Raw genomic sequence first — 17902 nt, 5'->3', positions numbered from 1 at the left:
TCTTTTTCCTTTCCTTACTCCATCATTTTACTAATCACGTTCATTAATCGCTGCCCAATGGCAGTTTTACTAGTTAATGGCCAGGTTTCCGGTGCCTGATCCTTACGAAGCAGCGTAACTTGGTTATCATCAACGTTAAAGCCCGTTTGTTGGCCACTCACGTCATTGGCCACGATCATATCCGCATGCTTTGCTGCTAGTTTTTGTTGGGCGTTTTGCAATACAGCTTGCGTTTCAGCCGCAAAACCAACCACGATTTGGTGTGATTTTTGCGCACCCAATGTTTTTAAAATGTCTACCGCTGGTTTAAGATGCAGATCCAGTGTTTGGTCGGCAGAATGTTTTTTGATTTTCTGGTCCGTATAGGACGATACTTGAAAATCAGCCACTGCCGCTGCCATCACCAGGATGTCGCTCTTGGGAAATTCTTTGGCTAACGCCTCATACATTTCCTGGGTTGTTTGCACTCGCTTAATTGTCAAACGGTCATTCTCAGCTGGTAAATTAATACTAATTCGGCCGGCCACGACAATCACATGAGCGCCCATTTGAAGGGCCGCTTTTGCAATCGCCCATCCCATTTTTCCGGATGACCGGTTGCCAATAAAACGCACCGGATCAATTGGAGCGACCGTCCCCCCTAGCGAGACCAGCACTGTCTTGTTCGCCAGGGTCGTCTCCGAAGCCATTAAATCATTCAAAAAGTTAGCAATGGTTGCTGGTTCTGGCATCCGTCCGTCACCCGTGTATCCTTCAGCTAGTTGTCCATGCACCGGATCAAGAATGATTTTGCCATCCTGGCGGAGTTGAGCCAGGTTACGTTGCGTGGCAGCCTGGTGATACATGTGGGTATTCATCGCTGGAACAATCACGATTGGCGTTGGCGTTGCTAACAGCGTCGTGGTCACCGGATCGTCTGCAATCCCCAACGCTAATTTAGCAATGACGTCTGCGCTGGCAGGAACAACGATTGAATAATCAGCCCAATCAGCCAATCCAATGTGCGGAATTTGTCCTGCCGCAGCCGGCTTCCACAAGTCTGTCAACACTGGATAATGGGTCAGCGACGCTAATGTTGCGGGGCCCACTAACTGGGTGGCTGCTTTGGTCATTACTACTCGCACCTGATGATGTTGCTTTTGTAGCAATCTAACCACCGTTACCGCTTTAAAAGCAGCAACACTTCCTGTAATATGCACGACGATTTTTGCCATCACGTTTCTCCTCATTGCGGTTCATGAATAAGTAATGGGTCAGAAAATAACCAAAGTTATCCCCTAACCCATTACGAACGCATTTCAAATTAATCTTGTTTGTCTTCAGTATGGTATGGATCAATCGTTACTTTACCAGCTTCGATTTCTTCGAGGGCCTTACCAACTGACTTAGCAGAAGTGTAGTGATCCAACAATAATGGCTTGTCGCCCTCCATGTTTACTGGTTTGTCACCATGGTCAGCACGCCATTTATCAGCCTCGTACTTATCAATTTCATGGGCCCGCTTACTAGCCAACATAATCAATGAATAACGTGAATCAACTCTCTTTAAGAGTTCGTCGACTGATGGGTATAAAATCATTTTTCTGAATCTCCTAACATTTCAAGATAATCTGGCATCACTCGTGGAACCCGTAACCGTTCGGAACGAATGATATCCTTGATTTTTTCAACGGCATTTTCAACCTTGTCATTAACCACCGCGTAATCATAATTTTGCATCATTTCAATTTCGCCAAATGATTTATGAATCCGTTTGTTAATAACTTCCATACTATCAGTTCCCCGATTAATTAACCGGTGCTTTAATTCCATTAAATCTGGGGGAGTCAAAAAGATGAACACCCCGTCAGGACGTTTGGAACGAACCTGCATCGCCCCATTGACTTCAATTTCCAAGAAAACGTCCTTCCCAGAATTCAACGTATCATCAATATATTTTAAGGGTGTTCCATAATAGTTGTCAACATACTTCGCGTATTCAAGCATCTGCCCAGTTTGAATGTTGTGTTCAAACTCTTCTTTAGAAACGAAGAAGTAGTCGACCCCATTTTTTTCACCAGGCCGGGGCTGGCGCGTTGTCATTGAAATAGAATACTGAAAATCATTGCCAGGTTGCTCAAACAGTGCTTTACGCACGGTCCCTTTACCAACTCCAGAAGGGCCGGAGAGAACAATTAACATGCCACGTTTCGTCATGATGATTAACTCCTCATTAAATTTGAAAGTATTAGTAGTATTATCAACTAATTTGGCTGTGAATTCAACCTCGAAATTAATTCAACAAAACTCTTGCAAATTTGAACACTCGTTCGTATACTATTAATTACAAACAAGCGTTCGGAGGGATGGAAATGAGTAATACTACTGAAAAAATTGTCGCCCGGGGTTCATTAGCCCTTAATCGCTACTTTCACGCATTTTTTGCGGATGACATGGCTGAGTCAACCCATCAGGCTCCGGTTGATCGGGTTTTACCAGTCCAACCGGTTAAGCAACGAAAGCTCTTTACCCAGCTTGCCATTCAGGATCACCGGAATATTTTTATGCAACTCAATCCATTGACTTCCGCAGGACAAATCATCAATTGTCGAGGAATTCTTCGTTCTTTACCAAACGGATGTTTCCTGTTACAAAATGATAAAGTTTCCTACATTTTTACCCTCAATCAAATTCGCTACATTGCTGGATAAACTAAAGAAGGTGCGAACCAAATTCTCTCACTTGGTTCGCACCTTCTTTTTTATTCGGTCGTTGAATGGGCCATCTTCAACAATTCCTCCGCATGTTCTTTGGTCAATTTGGTAATTTTCTCACCAGCCAGCATCCGCGATAACTCCTGGACCCGTTGCTGATGGTTCAACGCGGTAACCGTCGTCGTCGTCCGTTGATCATGCACCGCTTTTTGAATCAAGAATTGGTGTTGAGCAACAGCCGCGACCTGTGGTAAGTGGGTAATACACAAAACCTGCGAATGATCAGCAATCACCTTGATCTTATCGGCAATCGCCTGGGCAACCCGGCCACTGACCCCAGTATCAACCTCATCGAAGATAATACTAGTCACATCTGCTTGCGCAGTGAAAATCGTCTTTAAAGCCAACATGACCCGAGACAGTTCACCACCGGAAGCAATCTTAGCTAACGGTCCCATTCGTTCACCAGGGTTCGTTTGAATATAAAATTCGACATTATCAATCCCGGTCGGCGTCAAGGTGTGGGCTGGTGCTTTGGCGAAATGAACATTAAACACTGCCTTGTCCATGTACAAGGCTCCCAATTCTTGGTGCACCCGTTTTTCTAATTCTGTTGCCGCCTTTTGCCGCTTTGTCCGTAATTGTTGCCCTAATGATTGCAATTCCGCCGTCAGTGAGTTCAATTGTTCCTCAAGATCATCATCGGCATCCGCGGTGCCTTCCATCTCAGTGAGTTCTTGAGAAATTTTGGCATAATAGTTTAAAACGTCCGCCACCGTATCTCCATACTTATGCTCAAGATCATTAATCAGGTCGAGGCGAGAATTAATATTACTCAACCGTTCTTCATCAAATTCGAGATTATCCAATGCATGACTGGCTTGGTTGGCCACATCCTGCAGAGAGTAATATGAATCGGATAATTCCTTCCCAAGGCCCTCATATTCTGGATCGAACTGAGTAATTTCGTTCAAAGAATCCATCGCCGTTGCTAATTGGTCAAGTACCGGGGCATTATCACTATCATTCAGCACGCTCACTACCAACTGTAAAGTGGTTTGAATTTGCTGAAAATTGTCCAAGCGATCCCGTTCACTGATCAGGTCGTCTTCCTCATGAGTCTGTAAATCCGCCTCACCAATTTCTTTAACTTGATAACGCAACATGTCCAGGCGTTGCGCCCACTGCTGTTCGTTCGCTTGCTTCTTTTCGAGGGTCTGTTTCAATTTTCGGTATTGCTGATACAGTTCCTGGTACCGCTGCAATAACTTTTGAACAGCGGAACCCGCAAAATGATCAAGCATCGGTAGGTGTTGTTCCGGTTGTAGCAATCGTTGATTATCGTTTTGCCCTTGAATATCAACTAACGGCACCCCGACCTTTTTCAAGAGGGTCGTGTTGATCAGGGTCCCGTTAACCCGGATCACATTACGACCGTTACGGTGGATTTCTCGCGAAATAATCAGCGAAGAATCATCATGTTCAATTCCTAATTCATCCAATAATTCGGCATAGGCCGACGATTGGGGCATTGAAAACTGTCCTTGAACTTCCAACTTATCTGCGCCCTGACGAATTAATTCCTGAGACCCCCGTGCACCAACTAACAGACCGACCGCATCAATAATGATGGATTTTCCGGCCCCGGTTTCCCCTGTCAAAACCGTCATGTGATCGTCAAACGCGAGGGTCAAATGATCAATAATGGCTAAATTATCAATCGTAATTTCTTGTAGCATATGAACCTCTCCGTTAGTCTAAGTTAGTTAAAATTTGCTCAAAGCGGACGGCGTCCTCATTGGATTGGCAAACGACTAGCACACTGGTGTCGTCACCAATTGCCGTAAAGACTTCCGGAAAGTTCAACCGCTTAATTAGTACGGCCGCCATTGGTGCGTGCCCGGGACGCATCGTTAACGATAAAAAACGATCAGACCGCTTTAACGATTGCAGATCATTGGTAATGGCGTTGTCTAATTGTTGTTCCCGATTTTCTTGCCGGTGCGTTGGCATACTGTACCGATAACCACCCGAGGCGTTCGGCACCTTCACCAGTTGCATTTCCTTAATATCCCGTGAAATCGTTGCTTGGGTAACTTGAATTCCTGTATCAATCAATAATCGAACCAAGTCTTCTTGCCGTTCAACATCATTTTTTTCAATGATTTCACGAATTTTCTCCTGACGTTCTGACTTTTTCATTCCCATTCCTACTTTCTAATCCATTAGTGATTTAACTCAGCGTATGCCTGATCAATCACTTCATCCACATTAATTTTTGCTGCGACTTCACCGGGGTGGTCCGTTAAGACGAGGTGGACAAGAAACTCAACATTCCCCTGACCACCCTTAATTGGTGAAAAATCAAGATCTTCAACATTGAAATTATTTGCCACCGCAAATTGGCAAACATTTTCAATCACCGCTTTGTGGACAGCACGATCCCGAACGATCCCGTGTTTACCAACGTGTTCTTTACCGGCTTCAAACTGTGGCTTGATTAGGGCGACCACTGAGCCGCCCTGTTTCAAAATGTGACTCAACGGTGGCAAAATCAACTTCAATGAGATAAAGGAAACATCGATCGACGCAAATTCAGGTTGACCAGCAGTGAAATCAGCTAACTTACTATAACGAAAGTTAGTCTGTTCCATCACAACGACGCGGGGATCTTCACGCAGCTGCCATACCAACTGGTTGGTTCCCACGTCTAGAGCATAACTGAGTTTAGCGCCATTTTGTAACATTACATCGGTAAAGCCACCCGTTGAAGAACCAATATCAAGGACCGTTAAATCTTTAACTGATAAATCAAAAGACTTTAACGCCTTTGCCAACTTGAGGCCACCACGACTGACGTAGGGCATTTTCTTGCCTTTCATGTGCAAGGTCGTAGTCACTGGAATTTTTTGCCCCGGTTTATCCAGGCGTTCATTATTTTTGCCAAGAATTTCACCGGCCATCACGGCCCGTTTGGCCTGCTCACGAGAGTCAAATAAGCCCTGCCTTACTAATAATACGTCAACTCTTTCTTTTTCCATGAAATTCCCCTATTTAAAATATGCTAAAAATTCGTCTAAGTACGTAAAGTCATTCCCAGTTTGTTGGTGAAGCTGCTCTTGCACTTCCCGTGCCCCTTGTAAAGCAAGGGCCAACTGGTGTTTGGCCTCAGCTATTCCTAACAACCCCGGATACGTATTTTTATTCTCACCATCATCTTTATGAACAGCCTTCCCCATTTCTTCCTGAGTCCCGACAACATCCATTAGGTCATCATAGATTTGGAACGCCAGTCCATATAATTCCCCGAATCGCGCTAATAACTGGTTAACTTCAGAACTTCGCTGGGCAATCACCCCACCAGCGAGAACACTATAGCGAAGTAGAGCCCCAGTTTTCTTTTCGTGTAAAACTTTTAGCTGGCCGAGCGTTAATGTTTGCCCTTCGCCCATGATATCCATCGCCTGTCCAGCAACCATCCCATTCGGCCCAGCCGCTGTTGATAGTTCACAAACGAGAGCTAACCGACTTGCAGTTGGTAAATTATTATCGCTCAACCATTGAAAGGCCAAGGTTAACAACCCATCGCCAGCCAAGGTAGCCATCCCAGCGCCAAAGCGACGATGATTGGTCGGTAACCCCCGTCGCAAATCATCATTATCCATTGCGGGAAGGTCATCATGAATCAATGAATACGTATGAAGCAATTCGACTGCACACGCTACCCGCAGGACGTCCTGATTAATTTTCTGACCAAAATGGTCGGCAACCGCCAGTGTCAAAGCCGGGCGTAACCGTTTTCCGCCAGCTAAGAGCGAATAGCTGGTCGCTTCTTCAAGGGTATGCTCCCCACATTCCGCAGCAATATGGTCGCGTAAATAATCATTAACCTGCTTTTGATAGTCTTTAATCATCTTGACCCCTTACTTTTTATCCTTATCGGCAAATTCTGAATGGTAACCCTGGTTTTGCACCCCGTTGTTACTGAGGTCTTCACCCGCTTCTTCAGCCGGTTGGAGTTGACCATCATCCCCCATTAGTTGGGCAAGCGTTTGGTCAGCCTTATCCAGCTGCGTTTGCAATTTGTTGGCGAGCTTCATGCCATCTTTAAATTGTTTGATCGAATCATCCAATGACAGGTTACCCTGTTGAAGTTGATTAACAATCTCCTGTAAATTCGCCATTTGTTCTTCGAAGGTGACTTTTTTTCTTGTGGTTGCCATTTTATTCCTCCTGCTGATTAATTTGCTTAATTTCTGCTTCTAAAGTGCCATCCGCTAAATGAATTTGGACGTGCTGATTATTTGTGACATCGTGGACGCTCTTGACCACTTGGGCTTCTGCAGTAACGTAACTGTAGCCCCGCGCCAAAATTTTTCCAGGGTCCAAGGCTTGCAGTTGGCTCACAATGCTTTGCAATTCTAACCTTGCCTGACGCGTACGCCGTTGGCTTCGATCAATTAATAATTCCTTTAATGACCGCAACCGTTGCCGATCGCTGCTCAACCGATTGGCGGGTGATTGCCCGGCTAATTGGGTTTTTAATAACTGAATTTGTTGATGGCGTTGCTGTTGCTGACGCTCCATGGTGTCACCAAGTTGCTGGCACAATTCGTCCATCCGGAGCGTGGCCTGGTTAGTAATCCGGGTGGGATCCTGAAAAATATAGCTTTCTCGTAGGCCGCGCAGACGTTCTTGATAACGCTCAATTATCGTCTTGGTGAGGTGGTAAAGTTGTTGGCGGCTGTCAGCAATTGAAGCTTGGACATCCGTTAACAACCATGCCGATGCCTTGACAGCAGCACTGGTCGGTGTTGCTTCCCGATCATCAGCAACCAAATCTGCAATCGTGGTATCGACTTCGTGACCAACTGACGAAATAACGGGAATGGGACACGCAGCAATTGCTCGTCCAACTTCTTCGGAATTAAAAGCCCAGAGGTCTCCTCGTGAACCACCACCCCGCGCAACGATGAGCGTATCATAATCCGGATCTTCACTGACCCGTTGTATTTGGCGAGCAATCATGGGTGCGGCGTCATCACCTTGAACCTTCGTTGGGAAGAAAACTAGTTGAATCAACGGGTTACGGCGCCGAAAAGTTGTAATAATGTCGTGTTTAACCGCAGCGTCATTACTCGTCACAATTGCCACCCGTCGTGGAAACGGCCGAATTGGCTTCTTGGGTTGATCAAACAACCCCTCTTTTTTCAGTTTTTCATACATTTGCTGAAAAGCAATCTGCAGCGCCCCTTGACCTTGGACTTCTAATTGTTTGACGTAAAACTGATATGAACCACGATTCGGATAGACATCGACGTGACCGCGGACAAACACCTTCATTCCATTTTCTAAATCAAATTTGACCTTTGCAAAATCACTGGCGAACATCACCGCGCTAATTTGATAACGTTCATTTGGGGCCAGTTCTTCATTATCATCTTTCAGTGCAAAGTACTGGTGCCGACTGCTTAGCCGATAATTCGTTAACTCTCCCGTCACCCAAAAATCATTTTGATAAATGTAAGGATCCGCCTGAAATTTTCGTCGAATATATTTAGTTAATTGGTTAACAGTAATTGCTTGTGGTTGCTCAATCATTAGTCGTTACTCCATTCAGCAAGGTCAACGGTTTGCTGCATCAAAGTAGCAATCGTCATCGGCCCCACACCACCAGGAACTGGGGTAATTGCACTGGCAACCTGACTGACACCCGCAAATTCAACATCCCCAACCAGGTGCCCATCGGCAGTCCGGTTAATACCAACGTCAATCACAATTGCTCCAGGTTTGACGTCGTCAGCAGATAGAAAGTTTGGTTGCCCAACTGCCACCACGATGATGTCAGCATGCTTTAAATAGTATTTCTCATCCCGACTATGGTGGTGCAGCACCGTAACCGTCGCATTTCGGTTCATCAACAGGGCCTGCAGTGGTTTACCCACCAGGCGACTACGCCCCACAATGACAACATTGGCCCCTTCCAGTGGAGCTTGAAGGTGGTCTAACATCGTAATAATCCCCCGCGGCGTGCACGCCACCGGATAATGTTCATTAGCATTTGTATACAGTTTTCCCACGTTCACCGGGTGAAAGCCGTCCACATCTTTTTCCGGGGCAATCGCCTCAATGACTTTTTCTTGGTGAATGTGATCAGGAAGGGGTTCTTGAACCAGAATTCCATGAATGCTTGGATCGTGGTTCAGTTGTTGAATTTCAGTTAATAATTCCTGTTCGCTAGTCGTTGCTGGTAACTTTCTGAGCACTGACTTAAAGCCTAACTTAGTTGCTTTTTTGGCCTTATTCCGGGTATAAATCACGCTTGCCGGATCATCACCCACGATAATTACTGCCAAACCAGGGACCAGACCGGATTGCGTTTTTAGTTTTTCTACTCGCAATGCAGTTTGCTCATTTAATTGGGCAGCCAGTGCTTTCCCATCAATTATTTTCGCCATCGCTAATCACTCCAGTTCCAAAAAAGAGGTTGGGAGAAAAAGATTCCCAACCTCTGACCTTGTTCGTATCTAATATTATCTATGCCTTTGCAGCATGCTCTTGTTCGTAATGCCCTAACACACCATTGATAAATTTACGCGACTTATCATCACTAAATGTTTTGGCGAGTTCTAACGCTTCATTAATTACCACCGCCGCTGGCAAATCAGTTTCGTTTTGGAGTTCATACAGAGCAATCCGTAAAATGACCAGATCAGCCCGGGCAATTCGTTGGATCGTCCAACCATCAGTCAGGTATGTACTAATCACATCATCAAGCTCAGTTTGGTGGCTCTCCACCCCTTCTACCAGTTGTTTAAGGTATGCTGGAGCTTCCTCGTGCGACTTCAAATCTAAAACTTGGGCGTACAATTCATCCTTCGTTTCATCTGGATTATTTTGCAAGGCAAATAACGTTTGAAAAGCAGCAATCCGAATTGTGTGTCGACTAAAACTCACGATTATTCACCATCTTCATCTTGACTTTGGGTACCAAAAATATCGTTTGGGTCAATGCCACTTTCGGGCTTTTCCGTATTGATCCCTTGCACGTGCACATTAACGATCGAAACTTTCAAATCAGTCATCGAAGCAATCCGTTGCTTAACTGTTTGTTGGATTTTGGCGGCTACTTGGGGAACAGCCACCCCATATTCTAGATAAACTGCAACATCAATCGTCAATTGATTGTCATCATCACGTGTCAATTTAACACCACGCCGGTGGTCTGAACGACCTAATAATTCACCAACGTTAGTTGCTAATGAACCGTACATTTTAGCAACCCCATCAACTTGACTAGCAGCAATTCCGGCAATAAATTCCAGAACCCGTGGTGAAATTTGAATGGTTCCTAACGATTGGTCTTCACTACTTAAAACGATTTTTGATTCTTCAGCCATCGTTCGACCTCCAATTAATTTACTTAAATCACTTTATCGTATCTATTTTGCACTAAATTGATGGGAATTGCAACAACCCACCATCCCTTAATCAATGATCTGCAAATCAGTGGAAGCGATAGTAATCACTTGCGGCTCACCGTGGGTCACGACCACATCATCTTCAATACGCACCCCGCCAAGTTCCGGAATATAAATTCCCGGTTCCACAGTAATGACTTGGTTAGCCTGCAAATGAACATTTTTCGTTGCTGGTCCATACGTCGCAGGTAGTTCATGAACCGCTAAGCCAATTCCATGACCCATACCATGATTAAATTCATCATCGTAGCCAGCTTCTTCGATTAGCGAGCGCCCCACCTGATCTAGGGTTGCCCCATTTATTCCTGCTTTGGCATGCTCAATCACAGCCTGCCGTGCATTATTCACAATTTGATAGACATCCCGTAGTTCCGGATCAATCGAGCCCATCGCAAAGGTTCTCGTCATATCAGCAGTATAGCCATTCACAAAATAACCGAAGTCTAAGATAACGATATCACCATCGGCGATCACCTTGTCTGATGCGGTCGCGTGCGGCTTAGCAGCGTTCACCCCACTAGCGACAATTGTTGAAAACGAGCCACCACTAGCACCATGCTCTTTCATCCAAAAATCCAACTGATTGGCAACTGTCCGTTCTGTCATCCCGACATGGACATTTTCCAACACATACTGATATCCCTTACTCATCAGTGTTGCCGATCGTTCTAAGGCAGCAATTTCCTGTTGGTCCTTCACCGCCCGCATTCCTCCAATGACGTTTTCAAAGGGAACCAGATCGGCAACCATGATCTCATCCAAAAGGTCATAATCATGATAAGTTAAAGTATCTTCAAAACCCATCACGGTAACTTGTAGGCCTTGACAAAGCTCATTGAGAGACTGGTAATAATCACCGGTTAGCAAACCAACAACTTCGTTTGAGTCAAGTTCTTCAAGTGCCAGTTGGTAACGTTGGTCAGTGATCAACACTGACTGCTGCTCGGTCACTAATAATAGTCCATCACCAGTTGGTAACGAAAACCCAGTCAGGTATTTAATATTATCGCCATTAGTAACCAAGAAAGCATCGATATACATATCCTTAAAGCGTCGGCGTAACCTTTCAATTCGACTTGCCATTTGTCTCCTCCATTCCGTAGAAATAAAAAAAGCTTTCGTTCAACACGAAAGCTTTTTTATTGCCTTAGGCTTCAGCAGGGTATACAGAAACCTTCCGCTTGCTACGACCCATGCGTTCAAACTTAACAACACCATCAATCTTAGCAAATAAGGTATCATCACCACCACGGCCAACGTTTTCACCAGGGTTGATGTGAGTACCACGTTGACGGTAAATGATTGAACCAGCTGTAACTACTGAACCGTCCGCAGCCTTGGTACCAAGACGACGACCAGCTGAGTTACGACCGTTGGCAGTAGAACCGCCCCCCTTGTGGTGGGAGAAGAATTGAAGATCCATAATCATAGTTGTTCACCTCCAGAATGAACTATATTTCATACATTTTAACACGAATGTATTCGTGATAACGATCTTGAATGTCCAACAGACCATTCAAAAACGTTTCAAGAAGAATTTGAGAATCATGTCTCAAATCCAAGTGGGTAACTTCTAGATAGCCACCTTCGTCCTCATTTTTCTTAATCGCTGGTTTGGAGTGAACAACTCTTTCTAAACCATTGACGGTCGAAATTGCAAGGACAGAAACTGCAGCACATACAATGTCTTGACCATATTCGCCAGAATCGGCATGCCCAGTCATTTTAAATGAAGCAATCTTGTGATCCGTTGTGATGTTAAAAGAAACACGAATCATAGGCGAACCTCATTAAGCGTTAATCGTGTTAATCGTAACCTTAGTGTATGGTTGACGATGACCTTGCTTAGTGTGGGTGTGCTTCTTAGGCTTGTACTTGAAGGTAACAACCTTCTTTTCCTTACCTTGCTTGTCAACAGTACCTTCAACTGAAGCACCATCAACAAATGGAGTCCCAATCTTGGTATCACCGCCACCAACGAAGACAACCTTATCAAAGGTTACCTTGTCGCCAGCCTTAACATCAAGCTTTTCAACAAAGATAGATTGACCTTCTTCTACCTTGTATTGCTTGCCACCAGTAACAATAATTGCGTACATCTTGTGCACCTCCTTGAATCTCAGACTCGCCGACACGAGCAGCAAATGCTTTGTACTCGTGATCGTGCGGTTGTAGTTGTTGGTTCACAAATACAACGTATGTATATTACCAATTATTAATTGACACGTCAATAGCTAGGCCTAATTAAATGTTAATTCCACTCTTTAATTCATCGTCAAAGAATGCTGGTAATAACATTCCGGTAGCTTCAAACCGATTGATAATCCGTGAAACAGTCTTTGTCATGTATTTGGCGGTGTAAATCAACCCATTATTTAACCATTGAGCAATCAGGCCCAACATTGCAGACGCCGTAAAGGCAACTTGTATTTTCATCGGTACTTCAAGATCATCTAAGTCGTCACCCATCGTTTTGACGAATTGTTCCATTTCTGAAGTTAAACGATTATAAAGTTGCCGGTAGAAATTATTATTTTGTGACCGGTCAAGTAAGATCATGAAAATATCTGAATTTTCTTCAATATATTCAAATGCCTTGTTTAATGACATGACACGAATCGTCTTGCCTTCAACCAAATCTGTAGAATCATACATGACAGTATCAAAAAATTCGTCAATAATTTCGTTCATAGCCTTTTTGACAAAGTCTTTTTTATCCTTGTAGTGGAGATAGAAGGTTCCCCGGGTAATATGAGCGGTCTCAGTGATCTTTTGAACACTGATATTGTCAATCTTTTCATTTTGCATTAGATAAACTAATGCTTTTCTCAAATTGATACGTGTTTTAACGACTCGCGGATCTAATTTTTTATCCATCATAAAAATCAGCCTCCATATTGTATTATTTCAATCTATAGCCTTCTATCATTCGATAGTGTAAGATTCATCTACCAATTTGTCAAAGGAAATACTGTCTATTTTCTTGGTGTATAAATAAGAAAGTCTCACGAACTCTACAGCCATCGAATGTTCATTAGTCAAAAAACAATTTTAAGTTTTTTGTTAATTATGTGGTTATTATCACATGAGAACGCTTTTCAATTAATGAGATTCACACTTATCAGCCATTTAACAAAGCCGATTATTGTAATCATCAGCATTTCATAATGGAGATCGACACGTCAATAATCTTAATCAGACTCGGAGATATGTGAACAATTACTTATTTTTTAACAATTGGTTTTAAGTTAGTTATGAAAAAATCTTTTGACAGTCGTAATTTACAAAAGACGCTCATAACAACCGTCAGACAGATTTTCCGTGTTTTTTATAATAGAAAAAAATTTATCCACTGTCAATTGGTATAGGACTTTTATCACATTCAATTTAATATCCTTTTTTATGTGATTTTAATCATACGTTTTGTGACTTGGTAAATTTGTGTATTAAGTCACTTCCCTAGTCATTTAAATTCATAATTCCCATTATTTAATCGACGATTGCACCATTTTTTCAAGATATATCAAACAATCCATAATAAAATTAGTTAACAACATTACGACCAAATACTGAAGTCGCTAAAAGCTGAAATACGGGATGATTTTCAAGTGAAAGTCACAAAATTAGTCGTTGGTATTTTAATGATCGTTTTGAGAGTAATTATTTTCTTCCAATCAATGTTAGCCGGAGTCGGTAATGCGATTGCAGCGAGTGGTTCTCACAGTGGATCAGCTGGACTACTTGTAGCCTTGTTATACATTGCAAGCATAATTGTATACATTTCTACTCGTAAATTAGTGAAATTGGGTGGTGACATCGCTGGCTTAATTATGATGATTATTGCTTGGTTATTTGGTGCCTTTAACGTCGGTGTCTAATGCCGATTTACAAGTTTGGGCTTGGCTAGTTTTAATTATCGGAGTCGTATTTTTTGTATGGCACCTTATTTCTAATAAAAAGAATCGGCAATAGTCTATATATCATTCATAAATTATCAATGTGTCACATTTGATTTTATAGTACTTCAAGATACTAAAATGCCGCATAATCGTTGACAAAACGCAAACGATTATGCGGCACTTAATATATCAATGGTTCGTAAATGAGAAGAGTGGCCTTTTTTACCTATTATATGTAAAAATGACCACTCGCTTTTCTTGATAAATAGGCATTCTCATATTTATCAAGAACTATCAATTTTGCAGTTGGCGGACTAAATGGCGGACCAAATTTAGCTGTCTAATTTCCCCGCAAACTCTAATGGGTTGCCCACAATGTGAACTACTCGAACATAAATGACCGAGCTTCTGGAAACAAAAGGCGGATACCAAATGGTATCCACCAAATAAAAAAAGAGCGCCTATTAAGCGCCCCAACCGGTTCGGGTAACAAGTAGCTAACTTAAAACCCATTTTGCACACCGGCATCATATCCTTATGTCAGTATTATAACATATATATTTTATGATACAATATTTACTGCACACTGGGCCAGCTACCCAAAACCGTGCAAGTCAGGAGGTGACTCCGTTGCATTGGCCTTTGTGCATCATTATCCTTATTGTGCCTAGCAAGCACATAAAACATCTAATTAAGTGGTTGCTCAAGTAGCACCCTTGGCGCAAGCTTCGGCGAGCGCCTTTTTAATTACTATAGTTTAGCGTCACCAATTTCGACATAACCGAAATGGTTAATAACTTCAACGTTTCCTTCGGACACTTTCTACACCTCATTATAGGTTTGATATTTGGTCAACTGTTTCATGTGACCAACTAATAACATATTAGAAAGAACGCTTCAAGACGTTGTTATTCAATACAACAAAAAGCCCCAGTAGTCACTATTTCTGAAGTGACCACTAGGGCTGAATTTGTTTATTTAAATGCTCCCCAATAAGATGTGCGTTTACCATTACTTGCTTCTCCAGTTGCTAAGTAGCCGTATTGACCATTCGCCCGTGGTTGGCGAACCCAAACGAAACCGTTATGAAGCGACCAAGCGTCATAACGAACCACTGAACCAGCCGGCAAGGTTCCGATGACACTGGAGTTGGTTTTAGCACCCCACCGCAGATTAATCGCTGTATTGGAAGTAAAGGTTCCACTTTCAGAATGCCAAGTGTCGCCAATACTATCCGTCCAAGCTGCTTCACCTTGTGGTTTAGGTGCTGGTTGCGTAGCTGGAGCTGGCACTTTAATTTTTGCCTTTGTACCGTTGGGGTTAGCTAACCGATCCCAACCAGCTTCGTCTAAGTACCAGATTGACCGGTCCATGTCGCCACCAGTATATTGCCAACCAGTCAGCACTTTAAACGCTCCAGCAGATACATTCATTTGTGGCAGCGTCCAAGAGTACCACGTCATTGAAGCATACTTAGCAACCCAAACACCACAATCATTAGCACAATTAGCGACTTGCCATAATACAGATTCCTGTACATAAATAATTGGCCAAACGTTAGTTAAGCGATGAACTTCATCTACGAATTGGCGGGCCCAGTTAGCATTGCCCCACGCTGAGTTTTGGTAGGCTTCCCAATCTAGGATCAGAATACCCTGACCAACGTAGTTCTTAATATTATTAATGAAGAATTGGGCTTCACTCACTGGATTGCCACCGCCAGCGTAATGATATAAACCACGTTTCTTACCTAACGAGCCAGCTAAATCCCATTGATGATTACACTTTGGATTAACGTAGGTCATGCCCTGCGTTGCTTTAACAATCACCCCTTCAGCGTGCGGGTCGCGAATAATGTCGTCACTAGAACCTGAATAAACATCAACTGTGTACATTGTCATAGCATATTACCCCTTTGCTTTTTCTTCTTGACCTTGCAGCAACAATTTATTAGAGCGGTTCGGTGCTTCTTTGATGGCAACCTTAACCGGATCAATATTATTAACAGTTCCGGTCAGATCGGACTTTTCATAAGCTGATTGCACTGCCGTTTCTGCTATGGCTTGATCAATGATCAATCCTTGTGACCGCATCGCCGTCTGGACATTTTTGGTGGCTTGGTCAAACTTTTGCGCACCAGTTAGTGGTGAACTAATGAGTGAATTAACCGCCGTATCAGCGATGTTTTCTAACAACGTCCACATTACTTTAGACTGTTCCGTGGCGGCGTGATTTTTCTTTTCATCCAATACTGGTTTGACATATTTCCAAGCAAAAATAAAAGCGGTGACTAACGCCCCGCTTGTGATTAACCAATTTCCAAAATCAGTGATGATTTTCATGTTTTATCTTCTCCTTTAATTTTTTATTTTCTTCTCGCAACTTATCATTCTCAGTCGGTTTATTGCGCTGTTGAGTGGTGATGTAAGCAACGATTATGGATCCAATGGTACTGATCAGCGCCACCAGAACATCATCATGCATTGCCATCACCCTTTCTTAATCAGTAACTGTCCAATAATAGAAAACAAGACAAAAAACGCATACATGCTTTGAAACGATAGTTTACCTGTTGTCCAATCTTCAAATCCAAAGGCACAAAAAAACATTAACCACACAAAGGTTAATGTTCCCGTCATTAGTGGCTTGTAAAATGGCAAATGATGTAAATCCCATAACGAAAAAACTAGCGCAATCGTGCCTACCACTGCCAACGTAAAAATAAACGGTGGGTCATCTAAAGTGTCTAAGATATTACCCGGTGGTAAAAAAATTCCCGTACTGCGGTTAATAATGAAGAAAATTCCTAAACCGTACGTCTCCAGTGCTTTAACGAACCAAAAATAATTATGCTTTAAATTATCTTCCACCCATAATCACCAACTTTCGTGTATAATAAAAGCGCCTGCTCGCATCCAAGCGATTAGGCGCCAAACTGTCTTCGCTAACTAGTTAAACCAGTTTTTGAAGATCCATTTAATTAATTGTTTTACGTGCTTATTAGGCACAACAATAAGGACTAGGCAAATATGCCACATCAGGAGTTACCTCCCTTCAGCACAAGTCAGGTTCTCTAGGCCTGCTCAAGTGTGCCTAACTATTGTATCATATTCTTTTTATGATATAATAGTTACTGCAATAAGGATTAGGCCGTGTGCGTAAGTGCTCTCTAGCTTACAAGTCGGCTTAGGTGGGTGCCTTGGGGTACTCACCTTTTTTGTATGTTATAATACATGTATCAGGAAATTACACCGGTGCGCAAAACGGTTTTGAGGTAGCTCCTCATTTACCGAACCGGCTGGGGCGCTTAATAGGCGCTCTTTTTTATTTGGTGGATACCATTTGGTATCTGCCTTTTTTTGTATTAAGTATACACTAACGGATAAAATTGAAAACGGCAGTTAAAATCAAAATGGAATATCCTATTATCCAAATCCCATATAACTGAAAAAACCAGTAAATTTTGTTTTTCATAGAATTACCCCTATATCACCCGCCCATTAGAAAAAGCCCGGTAGTGAACCGAGCTTTAACATAATGTACTGTGTATTTCATAGGCGAGTGTTTAGTATATTAGGCAGCTGCTACATAATCCTTACCGGTGATTTCTTTATATTGATCAGCAGTAATTGCTCCTAAAGGTACATATCCTTCAATTGGGCAGTGCAATTCAAACATTAATTTGCAAAAATCATACATAATTAATTACCTCCGTTTTCGGTTTGAGATTGTTTCATTTGAGCAATTTGAAGGCCCAAAGCGTTAATCGCTTCATTAGTGGTCTGGATTTGTGTCTGGGTTTGCGCTAATTGTAGACCAATATTATTAA

General features: G+C 42.8%; 24 protein-coding genes and 1 other annotated feature. Of the genes, 2 read left to right on the top strand and 22 right to left on the bottom strand.

Annotated features, from left to right (window positions below; all coding sequences use genetic code 11):
- Positions 1-14: 14 nt before the first annotated feature.
- From coaBC to gmk, 3 genes are all read right to left on the bottom strand, one after another.
- Entirely contained in the window at positions 15-1214 is a 1200-nt protein-coding gene (gene coaBC, locus NFR43_RS02725) for a bifunctional phosphopantothenoylcysteine decarboxylase/phosphopantothenate--cysteine ligase CoaBC (protein ID WP_251546270.1), read from the bottom strand.
- Positions 1215-1303: 89 nt separating this feature from the next.
- Positions 1304-1579 (bottom strand): DNA-directed RNA polymerase subunit omega, encoded by a 276-nt coding sequence (gene rpoZ / locus NFR43_RS02720; RefSeq protein WP_251546268.1) that lies wholly within the window; start codon positions 1577-1579, stop codon positions 1304-1306.
- Positions 1576-2196, bottom strand: coding sequence for a guanylate kinase (gene gmk, locus NFR43_RS02715; protein ID WP_251546266.1), 621 nt, complete (start codon positions 2194-2196; stop codon positions 1576-1578). The genes rpoZ and gmk overlap by 4 nt, the downstream gene beginning before the upstream one ends.
- Positions 2197-2351: 155 nt before the next feature.
- Between gmk and NFR43_RS02710 the strand changes: the two genes are divergently transcribed.
- Positions 2352-2690 carry a hypothetical protein gene (locus NFR43_RS02710; protein ID WP_251546264.1) on the top strand — a complete coding sequence of 113 codons (339 nt, stop codon included), beginning with the start codon at positions 2352-2354 and terminating at the stop codon, positions 2688-2690.
- Positions 2691-2740: 50 nt separating this feature from the next.
- Here the strand turns inward: NFR43_RS02710 and recN are convergent, their stop codons facing one another.
- The 14 genes from recN to NFR43_RS02640 all read right to left on the bottom strand — a co-directional run bounded on the left by recN (position 2741) and on the right by NFR43_RS02640 (position 13054).
- Positions 2741-4432 carry a DNA repair protein RecN gene (gene recN / locus NFR43_RS02705; RefSeq protein ID WP_251546262.1) on the bottom strand — a complete coding sequence of 564 codons (1692 nt, stop codon included), beginning with the start codon at positions 4430-4432 and terminating at the stop codon, positions 2741-2743.
- A gap of 13 nt (positions 4433-4445) precedes the next feature.
- Positions 4446-4895, bottom strand: a complete 450-nt coding sequence (locus NFR43_RS02700; protein WP_251546260.1) for an arginine repressor — start codon at positions 4893-4895, stop codon at positions 4446-4448.
- 23 nt (positions 4896-4918) lie between these two features.
- Positions 4919-5734: a TlyA family RNA methyltransferase gene (locus tag NFR43_RS02695; protein WP_251546258.1), complete on the bottom strand. Its 816-nt coding sequence runs from the start codon at positions 5732-5734 to the stop codon at positions 4919-4921.
- A gap of 9 nt (positions 5735-5743) precedes the next feature.
- A complete protein-coding gene (locus NFR43_RS02690) occupies positions 5744-6607 on the bottom strand; it encodes a polyprenyl synthetase family protein (protein ID WP_251546256.1) in 864 nt (287 codons plus the stop codon).
- Between the two features lie 9 nt (positions 6608-6616).
- Positions 6617-6916 carry an exodeoxyribonuclease VII small subunit gene (locus NFR43_RS02685; protein WP_251546254.1) on the bottom strand — a complete coding sequence of 100 codons (300 nt, stop codon included), beginning with the start codon at positions 6914-6916 and terminating at the stop codon, positions 6617-6619.
- Position 6917: 1 nt separating this feature from the next.
- Positions 6918-8294 carry an exodeoxyribonuclease VII large subunit gene (gene xseA, locus NFR43_RS02680; RefSeq protein WP_251546252.1) on the bottom strand — a complete coding sequence of 459 codons (1377 nt, stop codon included), beginning with the start codon at positions 8292-8294 and terminating at the stop codon, positions 6918-6920.
- Positions 8294-9151 carry a bifunctional 5,10-methylenetetrahydrofolate dehydrogenase/5,10-methenyltetrahydrofolate cyclohydrolase gene (locus NFR43_RS02675; RefSeq protein WP_251546250.1) on the bottom strand — a complete coding sequence of 286 codons (858 nt, stop codon included), beginning with the start codon at positions 9149-9151 and terminating at the stop codon, positions 8294-8296. The genes xseA and NFR43_RS02675 overlap by 1 nt, the downstream gene beginning before the upstream one ends.
- Before the next feature lie 79 nt (positions 9152-9230).
- Complete coding sequence (gene nusB / locus NFR43_RS02670; protein ID WP_251546248.1) at positions 9231-9650, bottom strand: transcription antitermination factor NusB; 420 nt, start codon at positions 9648-9650, stop codon at positions 9231-9233.
- A 2-nt stretch (positions 9651-9652) separates the two neighbouring features.
- Entirely contained in the window at positions 9653-10093 is a 441-nt protein-coding gene (locus NFR43_RS02665) for an Asp23/Gls24 family envelope stress response protein (RefSeq protein WP_251546246.1), read from the bottom strand.
- 87 nt (positions 10094-10180) lie between these two features.
- Entirely contained in the window at positions 10181-11257 is a 1077-nt protein-coding gene (locus tag NFR43_RS02660; protein WP_251546245.1) for a M24 family metallopeptidase, read from the bottom strand.
- A 64-nt stretch (positions 11258-11321) separates the two neighbouring features.
- Entirely contained in the window at positions 11322-11603 is a 282-nt protein-coding gene (gene rpmA, locus NFR43_RS02655; protein WP_006916294.1) for a 50S ribosomal protein L27, read from the bottom strand.
- A 22-nt stretch (positions 11604-11625) separates the two neighbouring features.
- The gene (locus NFR43_RS02650) at positions 11626-11952 is read right to left on the bottom strand and encodes a ribosomal-processing cysteine protease Prp (protein WP_251546244.1); all 327 of its coding nucleotides are present in this window, start codon (positions 11950-11952) and stop codon (positions 11626-11628) included.
- Positions 11953-11964: 12 nt separating this feature from the next.
- On the bottom strand, positions 11965-12273 hold the full coding sequence (gene rplU, locus NFR43_RS02645) for a 50S ribosomal protein L21 (RefSeq protein WP_251546242.1): 309 nt from the start codon (positions 12271-12273) through the stop codon (positions 11965-11967).
- A gap of 12 nt (positions 12274-12285) precedes the next feature.
- Positions 12286-12355: a sequence feature (ribosomal protein L21 leader region), on the bottom strand.
- Between the two features lie 63 nt (positions 12356-12418).
- Complete coding sequence (locus tag NFR43_RS02640) at positions 12419-13054, bottom strand: TetR/AcrR family transcriptional regulator (protein WP_251546240.1); 636 nt, start codon at positions 13052-13054, stop codon at positions 12419-12421.
- A 728-nt stretch (positions 13055-13782) separates the two neighbouring features.
- Between NFR43_RS02640 and NFR43_RS02635 the strand changes: the two genes are divergently transcribed.
- On the top strand, positions 13783-14052 hold the full coding sequence (locus tag NFR43_RS02635; protein WP_309295929.1) for a hypothetical protein: 270 nt from the start codon (positions 13783-13785) through the stop codon (positions 14050-14052).
- 995 nt (positions 14053-15047) lie between these two features.
- Here NFR43_RS02635 and NFR43_RS02630 read toward each other — a convergent pair.
- The 5 genes from NFR43_RS02630 to NFR43_RS02610 form a co-directional block, all read right to left on the bottom strand.
- Positions 15048-15974 (bottom strand): GH25 family lysozyme, encoded by a 927-nt coding sequence (locus tag NFR43_RS02630; RefSeq protein ID WP_251546238.1) that lies wholly within the window; start codon positions 15972-15974, stop codon positions 15048-15050.
- A 6-nt stretch (positions 15975-15980) separates the two neighbouring features.
- Positions 15981-16415, bottom strand: a complete 435-nt coding sequence (locus NFR43_RS02625) for a phage holin, LLH family (protein ID WP_251546236.1) — start codon at positions 16413-16415, stop codon at positions 15981-15983.
- Positions 16399-16557, bottom strand: coding sequence for a hypothetical protein (locus NFR43_RS02620; protein ID WP_251546234.1), 159 nt, complete (start codon positions 16555-16557; stop codon positions 16399-16401). Before NFR43_RS02620 ends, NFR43_RS02625 begins: the two co-directional genes overlap by 17 nt.
- Before the next feature lie 5 nt (positions 16558-16562).
- Positions 16563-16943, bottom strand: a complete 381-nt coding sequence (locus NFR43_RS02615) for a hypothetical protein (RefSeq protein WP_251546232.1) — start codon at positions 16941-16943, stop codon at positions 16563-16565.
- Positions 16944-17646: 703 nt separating this feature from the next.
- Positions 17647-17772, bottom strand: coding sequence for an XkdX family protein (locus NFR43_RS02610; RefSeq protein ID WP_251546230.1), 126 nt, complete (start codon positions 17770-17772; stop codon positions 17647-17649).
- Positions 17773-17902: the final 130 nt, after the last annotated feature.

The organism is Limosilactobacillus caecicola (genome assembly GCF_943192935.1).
Taxonomy (GTDB): domain Bacteria; phylum Bacillota; class Bacilli; order Lactobacillales; family Lactobacillaceae; genus Limosilactobacillus; species Limosilactobacillus caecicola.
Note: the sequence above shows the minus strand (reverse complement) of the source record. Positions and strands in the feature narration are given on the sequence as shown.

Excerpts from the sequence above, each read along its gene's own strand:
- NFR43_RS02685 (WP_251546254.1), bottom strand. The coding sequence starts at position 6,916 with ATGGCAACCACAAGAAAAAAAGTCACCTTCGAAGAACAAATGGCGAAT.
- NFR43_RS02630 (WP_251546238.1), bottom strand. The coding sequence starts at position 15,974 with ATGACAATGTACACAGTTGATGTTTATTCAGGTTCTAGTGACGACATT.
- NFR43_RS02640 (WP_251546240.1), bottom strand. The coding sequence starts at position 13,054 with ATGATGGATAAAAAATTAGATCCGCGAGTCGTTAAAACACGTATCAAT.
- gmk (WP_251546266.1), bottom strand. The coding sequence starts at position 2,196 with ATGACGAAACGTGGCATGTTAATTGTTCTCTCCGGCCCTTCTGGAGTT.
- NFR43_RS02700 (WP_251546260.1), bottom strand. The coding sequence starts at position 4,895 with ATGAAAAAGTCAGAACGTCAGGAGAAAATTCGTGAAATCATTGAAAAA.
- NFR43_RS02650 (WP_251546244.1), bottom strand. The coding sequence starts at position 11,952 with ATGATTCGTGTTTCTTTTAACATCACAACGGATCACAAGATTGCTTCA.
- NFR43_RS02675 (WP_251546250.1), bottom strand. The coding sequence starts at position 9,151 with ATGGCGAAAATAATTGATGGGAAAGCACTGGCTGCCCAATTAAATGAG.
- xseA (WP_251546252.1), bottom strand. The coding sequence starts at position 8,294 with ATGATTGAGCAACCACAAGCAATTACTGTTAACCAATTAACTAAATAT.
- NFR43_RS02660 (WP_251546245.1), bottom strand. The coding sequence starts at position 11,257 with ATGGCAAGTCGAATTGAAAGGTTACGCCGACGCTTTAAGGATATGTAT.
- NFR43_RS02620 (WP_251546234.1), bottom strand. The coding sequence starts at position 16,557 with ATGCATGATGATGTTCTGGTGGCGCTGATCAGTACCATTGGATCCATA.
- NFR43_RS02665 (WP_251546246.1), bottom strand. The coding sequence starts at position 10,093 with ATGGCTGAAGAATCAAAAATCGTTTTAAGTAGTGAAGACCAATCGTTA.
- coaBC (WP_251546270.1), bottom strand. The coding sequence starts at position 1,214 with ATGGCAAAAATCGTCGTGCATATTACAGGAAGTGTTGCTGCTTTTAAA.
- rplU (WP_251546242.1), bottom strand. The coding sequence starts at position 12,273 with ATGTACGCAATTATTGTTACTGGTGGCAAGCAATACAAGGTAGAAGAA.
- NFR43_RS02610 (WP_251546230.1), bottom strand. The coding sequence starts at position 17,772 with ATGTATGATTTTTGCAAATTAATGTTTGAATTGCACTGCCCAATTGAA.
- recN (WP_251546262.1), bottom strand. The coding sequence starts at position 4,432 with ATGCTACAAGAAATTACGATTGATAATTTAGCCATTATTGATCATTTG.
- NFR43_RS02690 (WP_251546256.1), bottom strand. The coding sequence starts at position 6,607 with ATGATTAAAGACTATCAAAAGCAGGTTAATGATTATTTACGCGACCAT.
- rpoZ (WP_251546268.1), bottom strand. The coding sequence starts at position 1,579 with ATGATTTTATACCCATCAGTCGACGAACTCTTAAAGAGAGTTGATTCA.
- NFR43_RS02625 (WP_251546236.1), bottom strand. The coding sequence starts at position 16,415 with ATGAAAATCATCACTGATTTTGGAAATTGGTTAATCACAAGCGGGGCG.
- NFR43_RS02695 (WP_251546258.1), bottom strand. The coding sequence starts at position 5,734 with ATGGAAAAAGAAAGAGTTGACGTATTATTAGTAAGGCAGGGCTTATTT.
- rpmA (WP_006916294.1), bottom strand. The coding sequence starts at position 11,603 with ATGATTATGGATCTTCAATTCTTCTCCCACCACAAGGGGGGCGGTTCT.
- NFR43_RS02710 (WP_251546264.1), top strand. The coding sequence starts at position 2,352 with ATGAGTAATACTACTGAAAAAATTGTCGCCCGGGGTTCATTAGCCCTT.